At 74.5% G+C, this 15,811-nt stretch carries 10 protein-coding genes; 7 read left to right on the top strand and 3 right to left on the bottom strand.

Features of this window, described 5'->3' with window-relative positions; translation table 11 throughout:
- The first annotated feature begins 6 nt into the window (after positions 1-6).
- The 7 genes from ACFYXS_RS15570 to ACFYXS_RS15540 all read left to right on the top strand — a co-directional run bounded on the left by ACFYXS_RS15570 (position 7) and on the right by ACFYXS_RS15540 (position 8,735).
- Positions 7-2,526: a SpoIIE family protein phosphatase gene (locus ACFYXS_RS15570; RefSeq protein ID WP_389248153.1), complete on the top strand. Its 2,520-nt coding sequence runs from the start codon at positions 7-9 to the stop codon at positions 2,524-2,526.
- Positions 2,527-2,970: 444 nt separating this feature from the next.
- Positions 2,971-3,822: an ABC transporter ATP-binding protein gene (locus ACFYXS_RS15565; protein WP_389248151.1), complete on the top strand. Its 852-nt coding sequence runs from the start codon at positions 2,971-2,973 to the stop codon at positions 3,820-3,822.
- Positions 3,815-4,531 carry an ABC transporter ATP-binding protein gene (locus ACFYXS_RS15560; protein WP_389248149.1) on the top strand — a complete coding sequence of 239 codons (717 nt, stop codon included), beginning with the start codon at positions 3,815-3,817 and terminating at the stop codon, positions 4,529-4,531. The genes ACFYXS_RS15565 and ACFYXS_RS15560 overlap by 8 nt, the downstream gene beginning before the upstream one ends.
- 30 nt (positions 4,532-4,561) lie before the next feature.
- Positions 4,562-5,407 (top strand): branched-chain amino acid ABC transporter permease, encoded by an 846-nt coding sequence (locus ACFYXS_RS15555; protein ID WP_389248147.1) that lies wholly within the window; start codon positions 4,562-4,564, stop codon positions 5,405-5,407.
- Positions 5,408-5,413: 6 nt separating this feature from the next.
- Positions 5,414-6,538 carry a branched-chain amino acid ABC transporter permease gene (locus ACFYXS_RS15550; RefSeq protein ID WP_389248145.1) on the top strand — a complete coding sequence of 375 codons (1,125 nt, stop codon included), beginning with the start codon at positions 5,414-5,416 and terminating at the stop codon, positions 6,536-6,538.
- A gap of 75 nt (positions 6,539-6,613) precedes the next feature.
- Positions 6,614-7,936, top strand: coding sequence for an ABC transporter substrate-binding protein (locus tag ACFYXS_RS15545; protein ID WP_389248143.1), 1,323 nt, complete (start codon positions 6,614-6,616; stop codon positions 7,934-7,936).
- 70 nt (positions 7,937-8,006) lie between these two features.
- Positions 8,007-8,735: a TetR/AcrR family transcriptional regulator gene (locus ACFYXS_RS15540; protein ID WP_389248141.1), complete on the top strand. Its 729-nt coding sequence runs from the start codon at positions 8,007-8,009 to the stop codon at positions 8,733-8,735.
- Here the strand turns inward: ACFYXS_RS15540 and ACFYXS_RS15535 are convergent.
- The 3 genes from ACFYXS_RS15535 to ACFYXS_RS15525 all read right to left on the bottom strand — a co-directional run bounded on the left by ACFYXS_RS15535 (position 8,723) and on the right by ACFYXS_RS15525 (position 15,782).
- Positions 8,723-9,850 carry a mechanosensitive ion channel family protein gene (locus ACFYXS_RS15535; RefSeq protein WP_389248139.1) on the bottom strand — a complete coding sequence of 376 codons (1,128 nt, stop codon included), beginning with the start codon at positions 9,848-9,850 and terminating at the stop codon, positions 8,723-8,725. The two genes, ACFYXS_RS15540 and ACFYXS_RS15535, sit on opposite strands and share 13 nt — an antisense overlap.
- A gap of 330 nt (positions 9,851-10,180) precedes the next feature.
- The gene (locus ACFYXS_RS15530; protein ID WP_389248137.1) at positions 10,181-13,933 is read right to left on the bottom strand and encodes a helix-turn-helix domain-containing protein; all 3,753 of its coding nucleotides are present in this window, start codon (positions 13,931-13,933) and stop codon (positions 10,181-10,183) included.
- Between the two features lie 1,270 nt (positions 13,934-15,203).
- Positions 15,204-15,782, bottom strand: coding sequence for a TetR/AcrR family transcriptional regulator (locus tag ACFYXS_RS15525; RefSeq protein ID WP_389248135.1), 579 nt, complete (start codon positions 15,780-15,782; stop codon positions 15,204-15,206).
- Between the last annotated feature and the right edge of the window lie 29 nt (positions 15,783-15,811).

The raw sequence follows: 15,811 nt of genomic DNA, 5'->3' as shown, positions 1-15,811 counted from the left end.
GACGTCGTGGTCAGCGACGGCGCGAAGGGACGCAGGGTTCGGACGCTGTCGGCCGAGCTCGCGCTCAAGACGCTCCGATCCGGTCCGGAGCACTCCGGACGGCTGAGATCCGTCATCGAACAGGCACTGGTCTTCACCGGCGCGACGCTGGTCGCCGTCTACCTCCCCGCCGAGGGCGGTGGGGAACTGCGGCTGGCCGCCTCGGCCGGCGTACCGCGCACGCTGTACGGCCTGCGGGAGGGGTATCCGGCGGACGGGGGCTCGCCCATGGCCGTCGCGGTCCGGCGGAACCGGCCGGTCAGCGCCACCTCGGGCGCCGCTGACGCCTCCGGCACCTCGGCCGGGGGCGGACTGCCCGAGGGGGCGGCCCCGTTCGACGCGCCGCTCGTCGCGCTGCCGGTGCGGGCCGGGGAGGACGGCGTGGGATGCCTGGTCGCCGTCACCGACGACCCGGCGGGCTTCGACGTCGAGGACCGGCAGTGCCTGGATCTGTACGCCGCGGCTGTCGCCTTCCCCGGACCGGAGTCACTGCCCGACGATCTGCCCGAGCCGTCCGAGCCGTCCGAGCCGCCCGGGGCGCAGCCCGACCACCGGGCCCGCGACTTCGACCTCGCCATGGACACCGGGCGCATCCGGGTGGACGACGAGGTCCTGGCGCTGTTCGGGCTGGCCCCGGCGGACTTCGACGGCCGGGTGGACACGCTGCTGGCGCTGACCGTGCCGGAGGACCTGCCGACCGTCATGTCCGTGGTCGAAGCGGGTCATATGGCGACCGGGGAACGGGAGTTGGAGTTCCGTATCCGCCGGCCGTCCGGCGAACTGCGCTGGCTGCGGCTGCGCGGGCACGTGGTGCTCGCCGCGGACGGCCGTCCGGCGCGGCTGGTGGGCACCGTCGGCGACACCTCCCGGCTGCGCTCCGGCGTCAACGACGTGGGCCGGATCCAGCAACTGGCGACCGACCTGTCGAACGCCTCGACGGTCCAGGAGGTCAGCCAGGTCGTGGCCACGGCCCTGCGCGGGCCGCTCAGCGCCGACCGGATCGCGCTGGCCGAGGTGGAGACCGACCGGCTGGTCGTGACCGTGCTCGACCCCGCGGACCAGGCCGCCTGGCCCGAGGTGTGGCGCAGCGAGTGGCGCACGGAGTGGCCGGACGCGCCGACCCGCACGATGCCGACGCTGGCGACCGCGCTGCGCGAGGGCCGGATCGCCTTCTGCCCGCCGGGGACGCCGCTGGAACCGGCGCTGGCCGGGGTGGGGCCCGGGGGGCTGGCCGTGCTGCCGCTGCCGGCCGCGGGGCGGGTGGTCGGGTGCTGTCTGATCGGCTGGGACTCCCCGCACGAATTCGCCCCCGACGAACGGGCCGTGCTGACCGCCGCCGCCGGTCTGGCGGGCCAGGCGCTGGTCCGGGTACGGGCCTTCGACGCCGAGCACGAGCTCGTCGCCACCCTCCAGCGCACCCTGCTGCCCCGCAGGCTGCCCGAACTGCCCGGCGGCATCGCCGTCGCCCGCTACCTGCCGACCACCGGCGGCCTGGAGGTCGGCGGCGACTGGTACGACGTCATCCACCTGCAGGACCACCATGTCGCGCTGGTCATCGGCGACGTGCAGGGGCACAACGCGGGCGCGGCCACGCTCATGGGCCAGATGCGCACGGCGATCCGCGCGTACGCGGTGGAGGGGCACCCTCCCGACGTCGTCGTCTCGCACGCCAACCGGCTGCTCATGGGCATGGAGACCGATCTGTTCGCCACGTGCTGCTACGTGTCCATCGACATGGAGGAGGGCAGCGGCTGGTGCGTCCGCGCCGGGCACCTGCCCCCGCTCCTGCGGCTGCCCGACGGCGGGACGGAGACGGTGGAGGGCGACGGCGGGCCGCCGCTCGGTGTCATCGCGCACGCCGACTTCCCGCTGATCCCGCTGCGCCTTCGCCCGGGCACCGTTCTGGCACTGACCACCGACGGGCTGGTGGAGTCCGCCGAGCTCCACTACGACGAGGGCATGCGGCGTCTGGCCGCCACGCTGTCCGGCACCGACCCGGGGCACCTGGGTCTGATGGCCGACGCGCTGCTGGACGGCGCCACCCGCGGCGACGACATCGCCCTGCTGCTCATGCGCTACGACGGCATGGCGGTCAAGCCCGTCCGCGAGAGCTGGACGGTGTGGCGGCTGCCCGACGCCGCCTCGCACGCCCGTCGTTTCACCGGCCGGACGCTGCGGTCGTGGGGGCTGCCCCGCGACGAGGTGGACACCGCGCTCCTGGTCGTGTCCGAACTCGTCACCAACGCCCTGGTCCACACCGACGGGCAGGTCCGGCTCGACCTCACCCACATCGGAGACCGGCTGCGCATCGCGGTCAGTGACGCCTCTCCCCGTACCCCCGTCAAGCCCGCCATCGTCAGCTGGCAGGACACCGGCGGCCGCGGCATCCTCCTGGTCGAGGCGGTGTCCACGGCGTGGGGGACGGTGCCGCTCAGCGGCGGCAAGCAGGTCTGGAGCGAGCTGACGGTGCCGGCGCGACCCGTCTGACCACGCCTGATCACGTATGGCGGCCGACCGGGCCCGCCGCTACGGCAGTTGAGTCAAGACCGCTTCAAAACCGTGACCTGCAGCCCCTCTTCACGACATGCCGACCAGTCGGTATCGTGCGGCCACCCCGGAGCGACCCCGGGGGCGTACCGGCCCTGCCCGCTGGGAGACCACGTGATGACGTACTTCGGCGACACCCGGCACCACCCGTCCGCACATCGCCCCGCCGTGCCCGGCTGAACGCGCCGCGTGCCGCGGACCGTTGCGGTCCGCGGCCCTGGACGAAGCCCGCACTCGACCGAATCCGATTCTGGTTCTGGTTTTGGTTCTGGTTCCCGACTCGGATCGGGTTCGGGTTCCCGTTCGGGTTCCGGAACGCGCCAGACCTGTCCGCCCCTGTCCCTCTTCTCCCGCCCCGCCGAACTCCCCTAGGAAGGGTGACTGGTGGAAAGCCTCCTGCGGATCGACGACCTCGGAGTCTCCTTCGGTGGTCTGTCCGCGCTCGACGCGGTGTCCTTGTCGGTCCGGCCCGGCGAAGTGCTCGGCGTGATCGGGCCCAACGGCGCCGGAAAGACCACCCTGTTCAACGCCGTCTGCGGTTTCGTGCGCCCCGCCTCCGGCACGCTGCACTGGCAGGACCGCCCGGTGTCCTGGCCGCGCCCGCACCAGCTGGCCCGGCTGGGCATCGCCCGCACGCTCCAGGGGCTGGGGCTGTTCCCCCGGCTGACCGTGCTGGAGAACGTGATGGTGGGCGCCACCCGGCACGCCCGGGCGGGTTTCGCCTCGGCGCTGCTCGGGCTGCCCCGTTCCGACCGCGACGAGCGCCTGCTGCGGCACCGCGCCCTGGCGGTGCTGCGCGAACTCGGGGCGGAGGACGTCGCCGGCCGGCTGCCCGGCGAACTCCCCTACGGCGTGCAGAAACAGGTCGCGCTGGCCCGCGCGCTGGCCGGGGAGCCGCGCCTGCTGCTGCTCGACGAACCGGCCTCCGGGCTGTCCGAGGCGGAGATGCGCCGTCTCGGCGAGGTGATCGGCGGCCTGCGCGAGCGGATGGCGGTCGTCATCGTCGAGCACCACATGGACCTCGTGATGAGCGTCTGCGACCGGGTCCTGGTCCTGGACTTCGGCCGGGCCATCGCCCAGGGGACGCCCGACGAGGTGCGCGACGACCCGCTGGTCACCGAGGCCTACCTCGGCGACGAGGTGACCGAGGAGACCGCGGCCACCGCGGCACCCGCCCCGACCACGGCCGGCACGGCCGGCACCGGCGACGCCCGAGAGGAGTCCTCCCGTGCTTGAGATCGACGGCCTCGCCGTCCGCTACGGCATGGTCCGGGCCCTGGACGACGTCTCCCTGACGGTGGACCAGGGATCCATCACCGCCGTCCTCGGGGCCAACGGGGCGGGGAAGACCACCCTGCTGCGCGCCGTCCACGGGCTGGTCCGCCCGCGCGCCGGGCGGATCGTGCTGGACGGCGAGGCCATCACCCGCCTTCCGGTGGAGGACGCCGTCCGCCGCGGACTGGCCCATGTGCCCGAGGGCCGCGGGGTGATCACCGAGCTGAGCGTCCACGACAACCTGCGCCTGGGCGGCCTCTGGCGCGGCCGCGCCGAGCGCAGGGCCCGGCTCGGCGAGGGGCTCGACGAGGTGTACGCGCTCTTCCCCGCGCTGGCCGAACGCCGGGCCCGGCCCGCCGAGACGCTCTCCGGCGGCGAACGGCAGATGCTGGCCGTCGGGCGCGCCCTGATCACCCGGCCGCGGCTGCTGCTGCTCGACGAGCCGTCGCTCGGGCTGGCGCCCCGCATCACCGCCCAGATCCTCGCCGTCCTGCGGGAGTTGCGGGACCGGCAGGGACTGACCGTGCTGCTCGTGGAGCAGAACGCGCGCAGCGCGCTGTCCGTCGCGGACCACGGTGTCGTGCTGAACCTGGGACGGGTCGTCGCCGCCGACGCGGCCGCCCGTCTCGCCACCGCGGACGACCTCCGCCACGCCTATCTGGGGTTCTGAATGTATTTCATCAATCTGACACTCGGCGGGGTGAGCAGCGGCATCGTCTACGCGGCGGTCGCGCTCTCCCTGGTGCTGATCTGGCGGGCGACGCGGATCGTCAACTTCGCCCAGGGCGGCATGCTGATGATCACGACCTTCGTGGCGCTCGGCGTCATCCACGCGACGGGTTCCTACTGGGCCGGGCTGCTGGCGGCCCTGGCCGCGGGCTTCCTGCTGGGGGCGGTGGTGGAACGGCTGCTGGTGCGGCCGGTGGAGAAGGCCCCGCCGATGAACGCGGTCATCGTCACCCTCGGCCTGCTGCTGTTCCTCCAGGCGGTCGCCGGGATGGTGTGGGGCGGCTCGCCGCGCTCCTTCCCGCCGCTGCTGGGCATCCAGGGGTTCGGCATCGGCGGCGCGCGTCTGCTGCTGTCGCCGTCGGACCTGTTCACCATCGGCGCCGTGCTGGTCGTGATGGCCCTGCTGGTCGTCCTGTTCCGGGCCACGCCGGTGGGGCTGCGGATGCGTGCCGCGGCCTTCGCGCCGGAGGTGGCGCGGATGTTCGGTGTGCGCGTCGGGCGGGTGCTCACGCTGGGGTGGGCGCTGGCCGGGGCGGTCGGCGCGCTCGCCGGCGTGCTGATCGCACCGACGACGTTCGTCGGGCCCAACCAGTTCGACGCGGTGCTGGTGTTCGGCTTCGCCGCGGCCGTCGTCGGCGGGCTGGACAGTCCACCGGGCGCGGTGGTCGGCGGGCTGGTGGTCGGGCTGACGCTCAGCTACGTCTCGGGCTACCTGGGCTCCGAAGTGGCCCTGCTGGGCGCACTGGTGGTGCTGATGGCGGTGCTCATGGTGCGGCCCAACGGACTGTTCTCGCGTACCTCCGTGCGACGGGTGTGAGGCGCCATGACCGAGACGACCGACACGAACGAAACGAACGGCACGAACGGCACGAACGGCACGACGAAGTCCGCGGCCGCCACGTCCGCCGGCCCGGGCGGGCCCGCGTGGCTGCGCCCGGCACTCGACCGGACCCTGGTCCGGCACCTGCTGCCCGGCGCGGTGGCCCTGCTCGTGCTGTGCGCCGTCGCCGCCGCCCTGCCGCCGTTCCAGGACCTCCAGGTCGCCAATGTGGCCACCTATGTGTGCGCGGTCGCCGGGCTGACGGTGCTGACCGGTCTCAACGGCCAGATCTCGCTGGGCCACGGCGCCCTGATGGCGGTCGGCGCCTACGGCACCGGGCTGTTCCTCACCAACCTGGCCTGGCCGCTGCCCGTGGCCCTGGTGGCCGGAACGGCGGTCACCGCCGCGGTCGGCGCCCTCGTCGGCACCGCGGCGGCCCGGCTGCAGGGCCCGTACCTCGCGGGCGCGACGCTCACCCTGGCGGTGGGCCTGCCCGCGCTGGCCAACTACCGGCATCTGTCGGACCTGCTCGGCGGCGAGAACGGCCTGGTGGTGGCCACTCCCCCGCCGCCCGCCGCACTCGGCGTGTACTTCCCGCTGGAGCGCTGGCAGGCGTGGATCTGCCTGCTGTGCGCGGTGGTCGTGCTGGTCCTCCTCGCCGATCTCGGCCGCAGCCGGGTGGGCAGGTCGTGGCGGGCGATCCGGGACGACGAGGACGCGGCGGCGCTCGCCGGCATCCCCGTGGCCCGGCTGCGGGTGCTCGCCTTCGTCGTCAGCGCGGCCTGCGCGGGCCTGGGCGGCGGCCTGCTCGCGGTGGTCAGCTCGCTGGCGGCGCCCGGGGCGTTCCCGCTGGCCCTGTCGCTGTCGCTGCTGACCGGGGCGGTGCTCGGCGGGCTGGGCAGCCTCGCGGGCGCGGTCTACGGGTCCATCGTGCTCGTCCTGCTCCCGACCTGGACCGGGGACGTCGCGGACGCCCTGCACCTGTCGCGGGGCTTCTACGCGAACCTGCCGCTCGCCCTGTTCGGCCTCGTCCTCGTCCTGTCGATGCTCGTCTTCCCGCAGGGCATCCAGGGCGCCCTGGTCCGGCTCGCCCGGCGGCTCCGGTCGGCGCGCCGCGCCCCGTCCTGACCGCTCCCCCCTTACGGCACGACCCCGTACATCCGTCCATCACCCACCGAATCCGATTCGGTTCCAGGAGGGGCCATGAGAAGAAGTCTCCGCACCGCACTCCGCGCACGCCTGCACCTGCGCGCCACGGCCGCACTGGCCGTCCTCGCGCTCGCCCTCACCGCGTGCGGTGGCGACTCCGGCGGCGGTTCGGCGCCGGGCGTCACCAAGGACAGCATCGTCATCGGCAGCCACCAGCCGCTCACCGGCCCGGCGGCGCCGGGCTACAGCAACGTCTCGCAGGGGGCGAAGGCGTACTTCGACTACGTCAACGACCACGGCGGGGTCAACGGCCGCAAGATCGACTTCCGGTACCGGGACGACGCGTACAACCCGACCGAGACGGTGAAGATCACCAAGGAACTCGTCCTGCAGGACCGGGTCTTCGCGATGCTCGGCGGGCTCGGCACCCCGACGCACACCAAGGTCGTCGACTTCCTCAACGCCCAGCGCGTGCCCGACCTGTTCGTCTCCTCCGGCTGCCGCTGCTGGGACGAGCCGAAGAAGCACCCGCAGACCTTCGGCTGGCAGCCCGACTACGTCATCGAGGGCAAGATCCTCGGCCAGTACGTCAAGGAGCACTTCGCGGGCAAGAAGGTCGCGTACTTCTACCAGGGCGACGACTTCGGCAAGGACGGCGTGGCCGGGCTCGACCAGTTCATCCCGGCCGACCAGGTCGTCAGCCGGCAGAGCTACCAGCCCGGCGGCACCGACATCAGCCCGCAGGTCGCGGCCATCGCCGCCAAGAAGCCGGACGTCGTCGTGCTGTTCACCATCCCCGCCTACACCGCGCTGTTCAAGCTCACCTCGGTCAAACTCCGCTACAACCCGCAACTGGTGGTGACCAACGTCGGCTCCGACCCGACCACACTGGGCGGCCTGCTCGACGCGTACGTGAAGAAGGCGGGCGGCACCGCCGACGTCGCCGCGCTGATGGACGGCATCATCACCGACACCTACATGCCGCCGACCACGGACACCTCCAACAGCTGGATCAAGCTGTTCCGTTCGATCCACGACAAGTACATCCCCAAGACGCCCTTCGAGGGCAACGTGGAGTTCGGGATGTCCATGGCCTACACCTTCGTGCAGGCCCTGAAGGGCGCGGGGAAGGACCCCACGCGCGAGTCGCTGGTCAAGGCCGTGGAGAAGGGCGGCTTCACCGGCCCCGGCCTGGTGCCGTTCCGCTACAGCGCCGACTCCCACGCCGGCTACACCGGGGTGCAGATCGGCACGCTGAAGGGGTCGGAGATCAGCATGGAGGGCACTCCGCTGGTCACCGACAGCGGGACCGGCGCGATCACGCCGTACACCACCGCGCAGCCCGAGGCGCCCGCCGACGGCATTCCGGCGTCCTGACCGAAGGGACCGAAGAGACCGAAGGGTAGTGTTCTGCCCCACCAGGCAGTGACGGACGAGAGGTCCCGGTATGGGCGACACACAGGGCGACGAGCCGCTCGTCGGCGATTCCCCTGACGCCCAGGCCGCGGACCCCGGGGCCGGGCCCGCGGCCGCACCCGCGACCGCGCAGGCCCGGACGCCCAGCCGCGCCGAGACCACCCGCCAGGCCCTGCTCAAGGCCGCGCGGGAGGTCTTCGGCGAGGCCGGCTACAACGCCGCCGGCATCGCCGAGGTGGTGCGCCGCGCCGACGCCAGCGTGGGCGGCCTCTACCACCACTTCGACGGCAAGGCCGACCTCTTCCTGGCGCTGTGGGAGGACTTCCGCGCCGCGCAGGCCCACGCCGCCGCGCAGGCCGTGGCCCGGTGCCGCGCTGCCGGGGGCAGCCACCCCCGCGCGCTCTTCCTCACCGGCACCCGCGCCTACCTCGAACACACCTGGGCCCGGCGCGAGATGGCCAAGCTCTTCTACACCGGCGACACCCCGCCGGGCTTCGACGTGATGGGCCGCCGGAACCTGCGGACCTGGATCCACCACAACGCGACCCTGCTCGGCACCAGCCGCGAGGAGCCGGGCGACCGTGCGCTGCTCATCGCCCTGACCACGACCATCGCGGAGATCGGCCGCGAACTGGTGGCCTGCGACAACGCGTGCGAGGCGGCCGCCCTCACCGACAGCGCCATCGAACTCATCGACGGACTCTGCGACTTCGCCCCGGGAGGGGCGCGCTACCCGGCCCGGCAGCCTCAGATGCGCTGACCCGGCGCCTGCGTCGTGTCGCGCTGGCGCGGCAGGGCGACGCCCGCCGCCCCCTCCTTGCCGTCCGCCCCGGCATTCTCCGCGACGCCGTCCTGCCGGAGCATCACCGTTCGGGTGGGGTACGAGATCTCGATGCCCTCCGCCTGGTAGCGGCGGTGCAGGCGCTTGAGGAACTCGTGCTTGATGCGGTACTGCTCGCCGTACTCGGAGGTCCGCAGGATCACCGAGAAGTCGATGCGGGACTCGCCGAAGGTGTGGAAGCGCACGGCCGGTTCGTGTGCGGGCACGCCGCCCTCGACGCCGGCCATCACCTCCGCCGCGACCTCGACCGTCACCCGCTCCACGTGCTCCAGGTCGTTGCCGTAGCCGACGCCCGCCTGCACGATGAGCGACATCTGCTGCTCGGGCTGGTGGTAGTTGGTGGCGATCGCCCCGGCCAGCTTGGCGTTGGGGATGATCACCAGGTTGTCGGAGAGCTGCCGCACCACGGTGTTGCGCCAGTTGATGTCGACGACGTAGCCCTCCTCGCCGCTGCTCAGCCGGATGTAGTCACCGGGCTGCACGGTCTTGGAGGCGAGGATGTGCACGCCGGCGAAGAGGTTGGCGAGGGTGTCCTGGAGGGCGAGGGCGACCGCGAGACCGCCGACACCCAGGGCCGTTATCAGCGGTGCCACGGAGATGCCGAGCGTCTGGAGCAGTACCAGGCCGCCCATGCCCAGCACCGCGACGCGGGTGATGTTGACGAAGATCGTCGCCGAGGCCGCCACGCCGGAGCGCGACAGCGCGACCGACCGCACCGTCTCGGCCACCATGCGCGCCGCGGCGACCGAGGCGGCGAGGATCAGCAGGGCGACCAGGACCTGGTTGACCGTGCGGTCCACCGCGTGCTGCAGCGGGAGCGCTGCGGCGGCGGCCCACGCCCCGGCCCCCAGGACCGACCACGGCACCAGGGTGCGCAGCGCGGTGACGACGATGTCGTCGCCGTCCCACCGCGTCCGGGTGGCCCGTTCCCCGAGCCAGCGCAGCGCCAGCCGCAACGCGAGGGCGGCCACCGCGCCCGCGCCGACCCAGGCGCCGGCGACTATCAGGTCGTGCATGGTCAGCGTACGGTTCACCGGCCCGCTCCCGCCGTGTGTACGGATCCATCCACGGGACGGGGGACGTGCTGTGTCGTCACTTGTCGCCTTATCGCTCTGGGGACGTCGAGGGAGCGCGCCGGACAGACATCCCTCGTCCGGGCGCGATCTTCACCATCCTGCCCCAGTCGTCACCGCCACCGCATGTCGCGGACCCGGCAACGGGAAGCATCGCGCCACGCCTTGGCCGGCGCCCCGCGCACCGGAACGGCGCACGCGGCGGCCGGTCCCGCCCCCACCACGACAGCCGACCCGTGCGGAGGCGGAAACCGACGCGCCGGCCGACGGGCCCGGCACGCCCCCGCACCGTCAGGTCCCGCAAGCCCCCGGCCAGGCGTAGTCGGGGAGCAGGCGGCGCCAGCGCTGCCGGTCGGAGGGGCCCGCCAGGCGGCACAGGCGGGCGGTGCGGTGGTGGACGTCGGGGTCCCAGAGCCGGATCGTGCCGTCGTTGCCCGCGCTGGCCACGGTGGCCCCGTCCGGGCTGAAGGCGACGCTCCACGCGGCCCGGGTGTGGCCGGTCAGGGTGGCGGTGAGCCGCCGCGTCGCCGGGTCCCACAGCCGGACGGTGCGGTCGTTGCCGCTGCTGGCCAGGGTCCGCCCGTCGGGGCTGAAGGCGACTCCGCGCACGGAGCCGGTGTGGCTGGTGAGGACGCCCGCCGCGCGCGCGTGCGGCACGTCCCACAGCCGCACGGTGCCGTCGTTGCCGCTGCTGGCCAGCGTCCGCCCGTCCGGCGCGAACGCGACGCCCCGCACGGAGCCGGTGTGCCCGGTGAGGACGGCGCCGCCGCGCCGCGTCCGGGTGTCCCACAGACGCAGCGTCAGGTCGTCGCTGCCGCTGACCAGTCGCCGGCCGTCCGGACTGAACGCGACGCAGTTCACGAAGTCGGTGTGCCCGCTGAGGACGGCCACCTGGCGTCGGCGGGCGATGTCCCAGAGGCGGACCGTGCGGTCGGCGGAACCGGTCGCCAGGGTCCGCCCGTCGGGGCTGAACGCGAGGGCGAAGACGGCGCCCTCGTGGCCGCGCAGGACGCCCACGTTCCGCCGCGTCCGGGTGTCCCACACCCGCACGGTGCGGTCCGCCCCCGCCGAGGCGAGCCACCGGCCGTCCGGGCTGAACGCGACGTCGTAGACCGGCCCGCTGTGGCCGGTGAGTGTGTACGAGGGGACGTGCCGGGCCATGTCCCAGACCCGTACGGTGCCGTCGCCCCCGGCCGAGGCCAGGGAGCGCCCGTCGGGGCTGAACGCGGCCTTCCACACCTCGGTGACGGGGGTGGCGGCCAGGGTGCTGCGGCGCAGGTCCCACAGCACGACCGTCCTGTCGAAGCCCGCGCTCGCGACCATGTCGCCGTCGGGGGCCACGGCGACGGACAGCACGTAGTCGGTGTGGCCGGTGAGGGTGCCGACCGGCAGGTGGGTGCGGGTGTCCCAGCGGATGACGGCGCCGTCGCCGCCGGCCGAGACGACGGTGTGGCCGCCGGGCCCGAAGGCGAGGCCGTTCACATCGTCGTCGTGGCCGGTGAGCGTCGCCGTGCGGCGCCGGCCGGCGACGTCCCACAGGCGCACGGTGCGGTCGGCGCCGCCGCTGGCCAGGGTGCGCCCGTCGGGACTGAACGCGAGGGCGAGCACGTCGCCGCCGTGACCGCGCAGGACGGCCACGTTCCGGCGGGTCCGGGTGTCCCACAGGCGCACGGTGCGGTCCGCGCCGGCGGAGGCGAGCAGCGAGCCCCGGGGGCGGAAGGCCAGCGCCAGGACCTCGTCCGTGTGACCGGTGAGGACGGCGGTCCTGCGGCGGGTGGCGACATCCCACAGGCACACCGTGCCGTCACCGCCGGCCGATGCCAGCGTGCGACCGTCGGGCGCGAACGCCACGGCGCGCACGGCTCCCTGATGACCTGCCAGTACGGCGAGGGCACGGCGCCGCTGCACGGACCACAGCCGGACGGTGCCGTCGGTGCTCCCGGAGGCGAGCAGCCGCCCGTCGGGTGAGAAGGCCACCGACCGGACCGGACCCCGGTGCCCGGTCAGCACCGCCGCGCCGGTCCGGGAGGCGACGTGCCACAGCCGCACCGTGCGGTCGGAGCCCGCCGAGGCCAGCAGTCGCTGGTCGGGCGAGAACACCACCGAGTTGACGGCGGCGGTGTGCCCGGTGAGCCGCCCGGCGAAGGCGTCGGCCTGCGTGCTGAGCAGCGCGCCGCGGGCCTCGGTGGTGTGCGCGGTGCGATAGGCGGCCTCGGCCAGCAGCATCGCTGCTTCCGGGCGACCCATGGCCAGTTGGGCCGAGCGGGCCGCCATGGCCTGAGAGAGCGCGGTGGCGCGCTGCCGGTCGGCGGCGAACCGCTGCTCCACCGCCACACCTCCGGCCAGCACCGCGAGGACGAGCAGGACCACCAGCACGACCACGCCCATGCGCTGCTGCCGGGCCCGGCGGCGTACGAGCAGTCTGCGCAGGTCCTCCTCCCCGGTGGAGGCGGCGAGGAAGCCGGCTTCCTGCGGGCTCAGTTCACCGGGCCGGCGGCCGGGGCCCGCGACCCACTCGCGGGTGGCCGCCAGCCTGGTGCCGCGGTAGAGCAGTCCGGGGTCGCGGCCCTCCCGTTCCCATTCGCGGGCGGCCGCGCTGAGTTGCTGGTGCAGCAGCAGGTCGGCGCGGGCGGCGTGCACCCAGGTCCGCAGCCGCGGCCAGGCGCGCAGCAGCGCCTCGTGGACGATCTCCACGTGGGCGGTGCCCACGGTCAGCAGCCGGGCGGCGACGAAGGCGTCCAGCGCGGCGCGGGCCGCCGCGGCGTCCGGCATCCCGTCGAGGAGGTCCGCGGTGCCGCGGGGACGCCGGGACTGCTCGTTGTCCTCGCCGACCCGCACCAGCCGCAGCAGCAGCCGGCGGGCGGCCTCCTGCTCGGCGGGCGACAGTGCCGTGAACAGGGCCTCGGCGGCGGTCGCGACGGAGCCGTGGATGCCGCCCGCGGCAAGGTAGCCCGCCACGGTCATGGTGCGGCCCGACCGCTGCCGCCAGGTGGCCATCAGGGCGTGGGCGAGCAACGGGAGCGTTCCCGGAGAGCCTCCGGGAGCGGCGTCGTCCTCGTACGCCACGCCGCCGGGTGTCTCCGCGCCGAGGTCCCGCAACAGCACCTCGACCAGGCCGGGTTCGAGCTCGGTGCCCTCCTCCTCGGCGGGCCGCACGATGCACGCGCGCAGTTCCCCTGGGGTCATGGCGCCCAGGGCGAACAGGCCGTCGCTGACGACCGGTACGAGCGCGGGGTGCTCCAGGCAGCGGCCGGTGACGTCGGCGCGGATCCCGAGGACGACGGCGGCGTCGCGGGAGGCCGCGAGGCCCGTGAGGGCGGCGATGAAGGCGCGCCGCTCGGCCTCGTCGTCGCAGAGGGTGAAGGTTTCCTCGAACTGGTCCACCACGACGACCAGTCCCGTGCCCGCCGCTCCGGCACGGATCGCCTCGACGAGGGCGGTCCCACGGGCGGAGTGCGGTGCGTGCTCGGGCAGTTCGCCGGGCCCGGCGGATAGCGGCAGGGTGCGCAGCGCCTGCACCAGGGCGTCCAGCGGCCGGGCGGTCGGCGTGCACACCACGACCGGCCAGTGCCCGTACGGTCCCCCGGCCAGGGCGGGGACCAGACCGGCCCGCAGCAGCGAGGACTTCCCGGCCCCGGACGGGGCGACCACCGCCAGCGGCCCCTCGCCGACGCGCAGTTCGAGGCGCCGGACGAGCTCCGCGACGGCCCGTTCGCGGCCGAAGAACCGGGCCGCGTCCTCGGTGCCGTAGGCGGACAGCCCGGGATAGGGGCAGGGTGCCGCCGCGGCGCCGTCCCCCGGCGGCGGCCCGGACGGCAGCAGGGCGAGCAGTTCGCCCCCGGCTTCCAGGGCCTCGTCGCAGAGCCGGGCGAGGTCGGCGTTGACCGGCTTGCCGCCCGTCTCGATCTTGCTCAGGTACCCCTTGCTGTAGTGGGTGCGGCGCGCCAGCGCGGCGAGCGACAGGCCGCGTTCCAGGCGCAGTTCGCGCAGTGCCGGACCGAACGCCCCGGTGGGCGCGGTCGCCTCGCCTGGTGTCCGGTCCATCCGCTCCCCGCCGCGTACGGCGCGGTGGGCGCCGTTCCCTGTCTCCCGGCCGCTCCGCCGGCGTGCCCCGTCGCAGGGTCAGGAGCGACGAGGGGCGGGGCGCGGTTCCCAGGGTCGCCGGGGCGCGGGACGCACGGGCGAGAACAGGCCACGGGCCGGCGCCGGCCCACCACCCCCGTGAGTGGTGGGACGACGCCGCCCGTGGCGGTCGGGACGGCCGCGCGGCAGCGACCGCGCGGGCACTCGGCCGGTCTGCGGGGCCGCTCGGCCCGGCGCGCCGGGCCGCGGGGCGACGCAGGCGGGCCGGACCCCCGCGGCGCTCGGGACCGATGCCTCGCATCACCCTGAACTCCCGCACACCAAAGGGCAGTTCGGCTGAACCGCCGCCTCCGGTGCTGAGCCGCGGCCGGCCTCCCGCCGCTGGGGACCGCTCGGCGCGGTGCCCGTGCCGGCGCGTTCCGGACCGTGACCGGCGCGCCGGGCGGGCCCCCTCCGCCGCCCGGTGCGCCTCCCCGGAGCCGGTGCCCGGCCCTCTCCCCGCGGGCGACGGCAGGAGGGCGCGCCGGCGCCGAGCCCCCATGCGTTCCTCCCCCTCCGGACGACGCCCCCGCGCCGCCTCGCCCACGTCGGCCCTCACGGTGGCCCCCAACCGGCCGCCGCGGACAGGGGTTTCCCGTTTCCTCTTGAGCGCGCGACACAAAAGCCCAGGCAGACGCGGGTCACTGAGACATAGGACGAACGGCCGGACAGGCCGACCGCCGGTGCGCGGGACCGCAGTTGTCCTGATCTCGCCGCTCCGGGCGGCAGGGAAGGGGGGCGCGGCGCACGGCACCAGCACACCCGGCACGGCGATCGCAGTCGCCTTCTCGGCGCCCGCGTCCGGACCGCCCCCACCCGAGGCGCACGCTCCGGATCACCTGATCTCCGGGCGCATCGCGTTCTGCTCCCGCGGCCATGCGCCTCCGGCGACGACGACCGGCGAGCCGCACGTCACCGGCAGCGTGGGTCAGGGCCGAGCCTCGGGCGGCGCACCGGGCGCGCCGAGAAGCCGGGCGACCGCCGGACCAGCCGTCACGGGGCACCGCGCACGCGGTCCCACGGATACGCGGCGGTCCGCCCCGGGCCACGGCGAGCACCACCGCCGAGGCGGGGTCGGCGACATCGAAGCGTGCCACACGGACGGCGGTGTTGCCGGGGGACGCGGTGACGTCCGCCGCCACCCGGCTCCCTGCGACCGGCCGGCCGCGCCGCACCGCTGCGGGCGCACGCGTCAGTGGAGGGTCCGTACCCCGTCCAGGGCGACACCCAGGACGCGGTCGCGCTGCGCGTCGTCGGGGAAGCTGGTGGAGCTGATGCCCGAGACCATGCGGAGCAGGTCGTCGAAGGAGAAGTCGGTGCGGGCCTCGCCGGCCTTCTGGGCGCGTTCGAAGAGCGGGCCGCCGGCCTGGTACATGGAGTCGCGGCAGGCCAGGAAGACGTCGGACTCGTTGTTGAGGGCCTCGCGGATGGCCCGCTTGGTCACGGTGTAGTCGACGAAGCGGCGCAGCCAGGAGGTCAGCGCGTCCCAGGGCTCCAGGGGGGCGACGTCCTCGGCGACCCGGCACAGCTCGTTGACCTCGTCCGCGTAGACGGACTCGAAGAGGTGCCGGCGCGTCGGGAAGTTCCGGTAGAGGGTGGCGATGCCCACACCCGCGCGGCGGGCGATGTCCTCCAGCGAGGCTTCGGCGCCGTTCTCGGCGAACGCCTCACGGGCGGCCGCGAGCAGGGCGTCGTAGTTGCGGGCGGCGTCCCTGCGGTGCGGGCGCTGCGCCGCGACGATCTCGCTGACGGGAAACGGCTGGGCCGTCACTTCTGCCTCCCCGGCCGGAACAGTTTGAA

It is taken from the genome of Streptomyces sp. NPDC002574 (assembly GCF_042889545.1).
In the GTDB taxonomy this organism is placed as follows: Bacteria; Actinomycetota; Actinomycetes; order Streptomycetales; family Streptomycetaceae; genus Actinacidiphila.
Note: the sequence above shows the minus strand (reverse complement) of the source record. Positions and strands in the feature narration are given on the sequence as shown.

What these genes read in the sequence shown, in the direction of transcription:
- ACFYXS_RS15550 (WP_389248145.1), top strand. Translation starts at nt 5,414, where the DNA reads ATGACCGAGACGACCGACACGAACGAAACGAACGGCACGAACGGCACG.
- ACFYXS_RS15545 (WP_389248143.1), top strand. Translation starts at nt 6,614, where the DNA reads ATGAGAAGAAGTCTCCGCACCGCACTCCGCGCACGCCTGCACCTGCGC.
- ACFYXS_RS15540 (WP_389248141.1), top strand. Translation starts at nt 8,007, where the DNA reads ATGGGCGACACACAGGGCGACGAGCCGCTCGTCGGCGATTCCCCTGAC.
- ACFYXS_RS15530 (WP_389248137.1), bottom strand. Translation starts at nt 13,933, where the DNA reads ATGGACCGGACACCAGGCGAGGCGACCGCGCCCACCGGGGCGTTCGGT.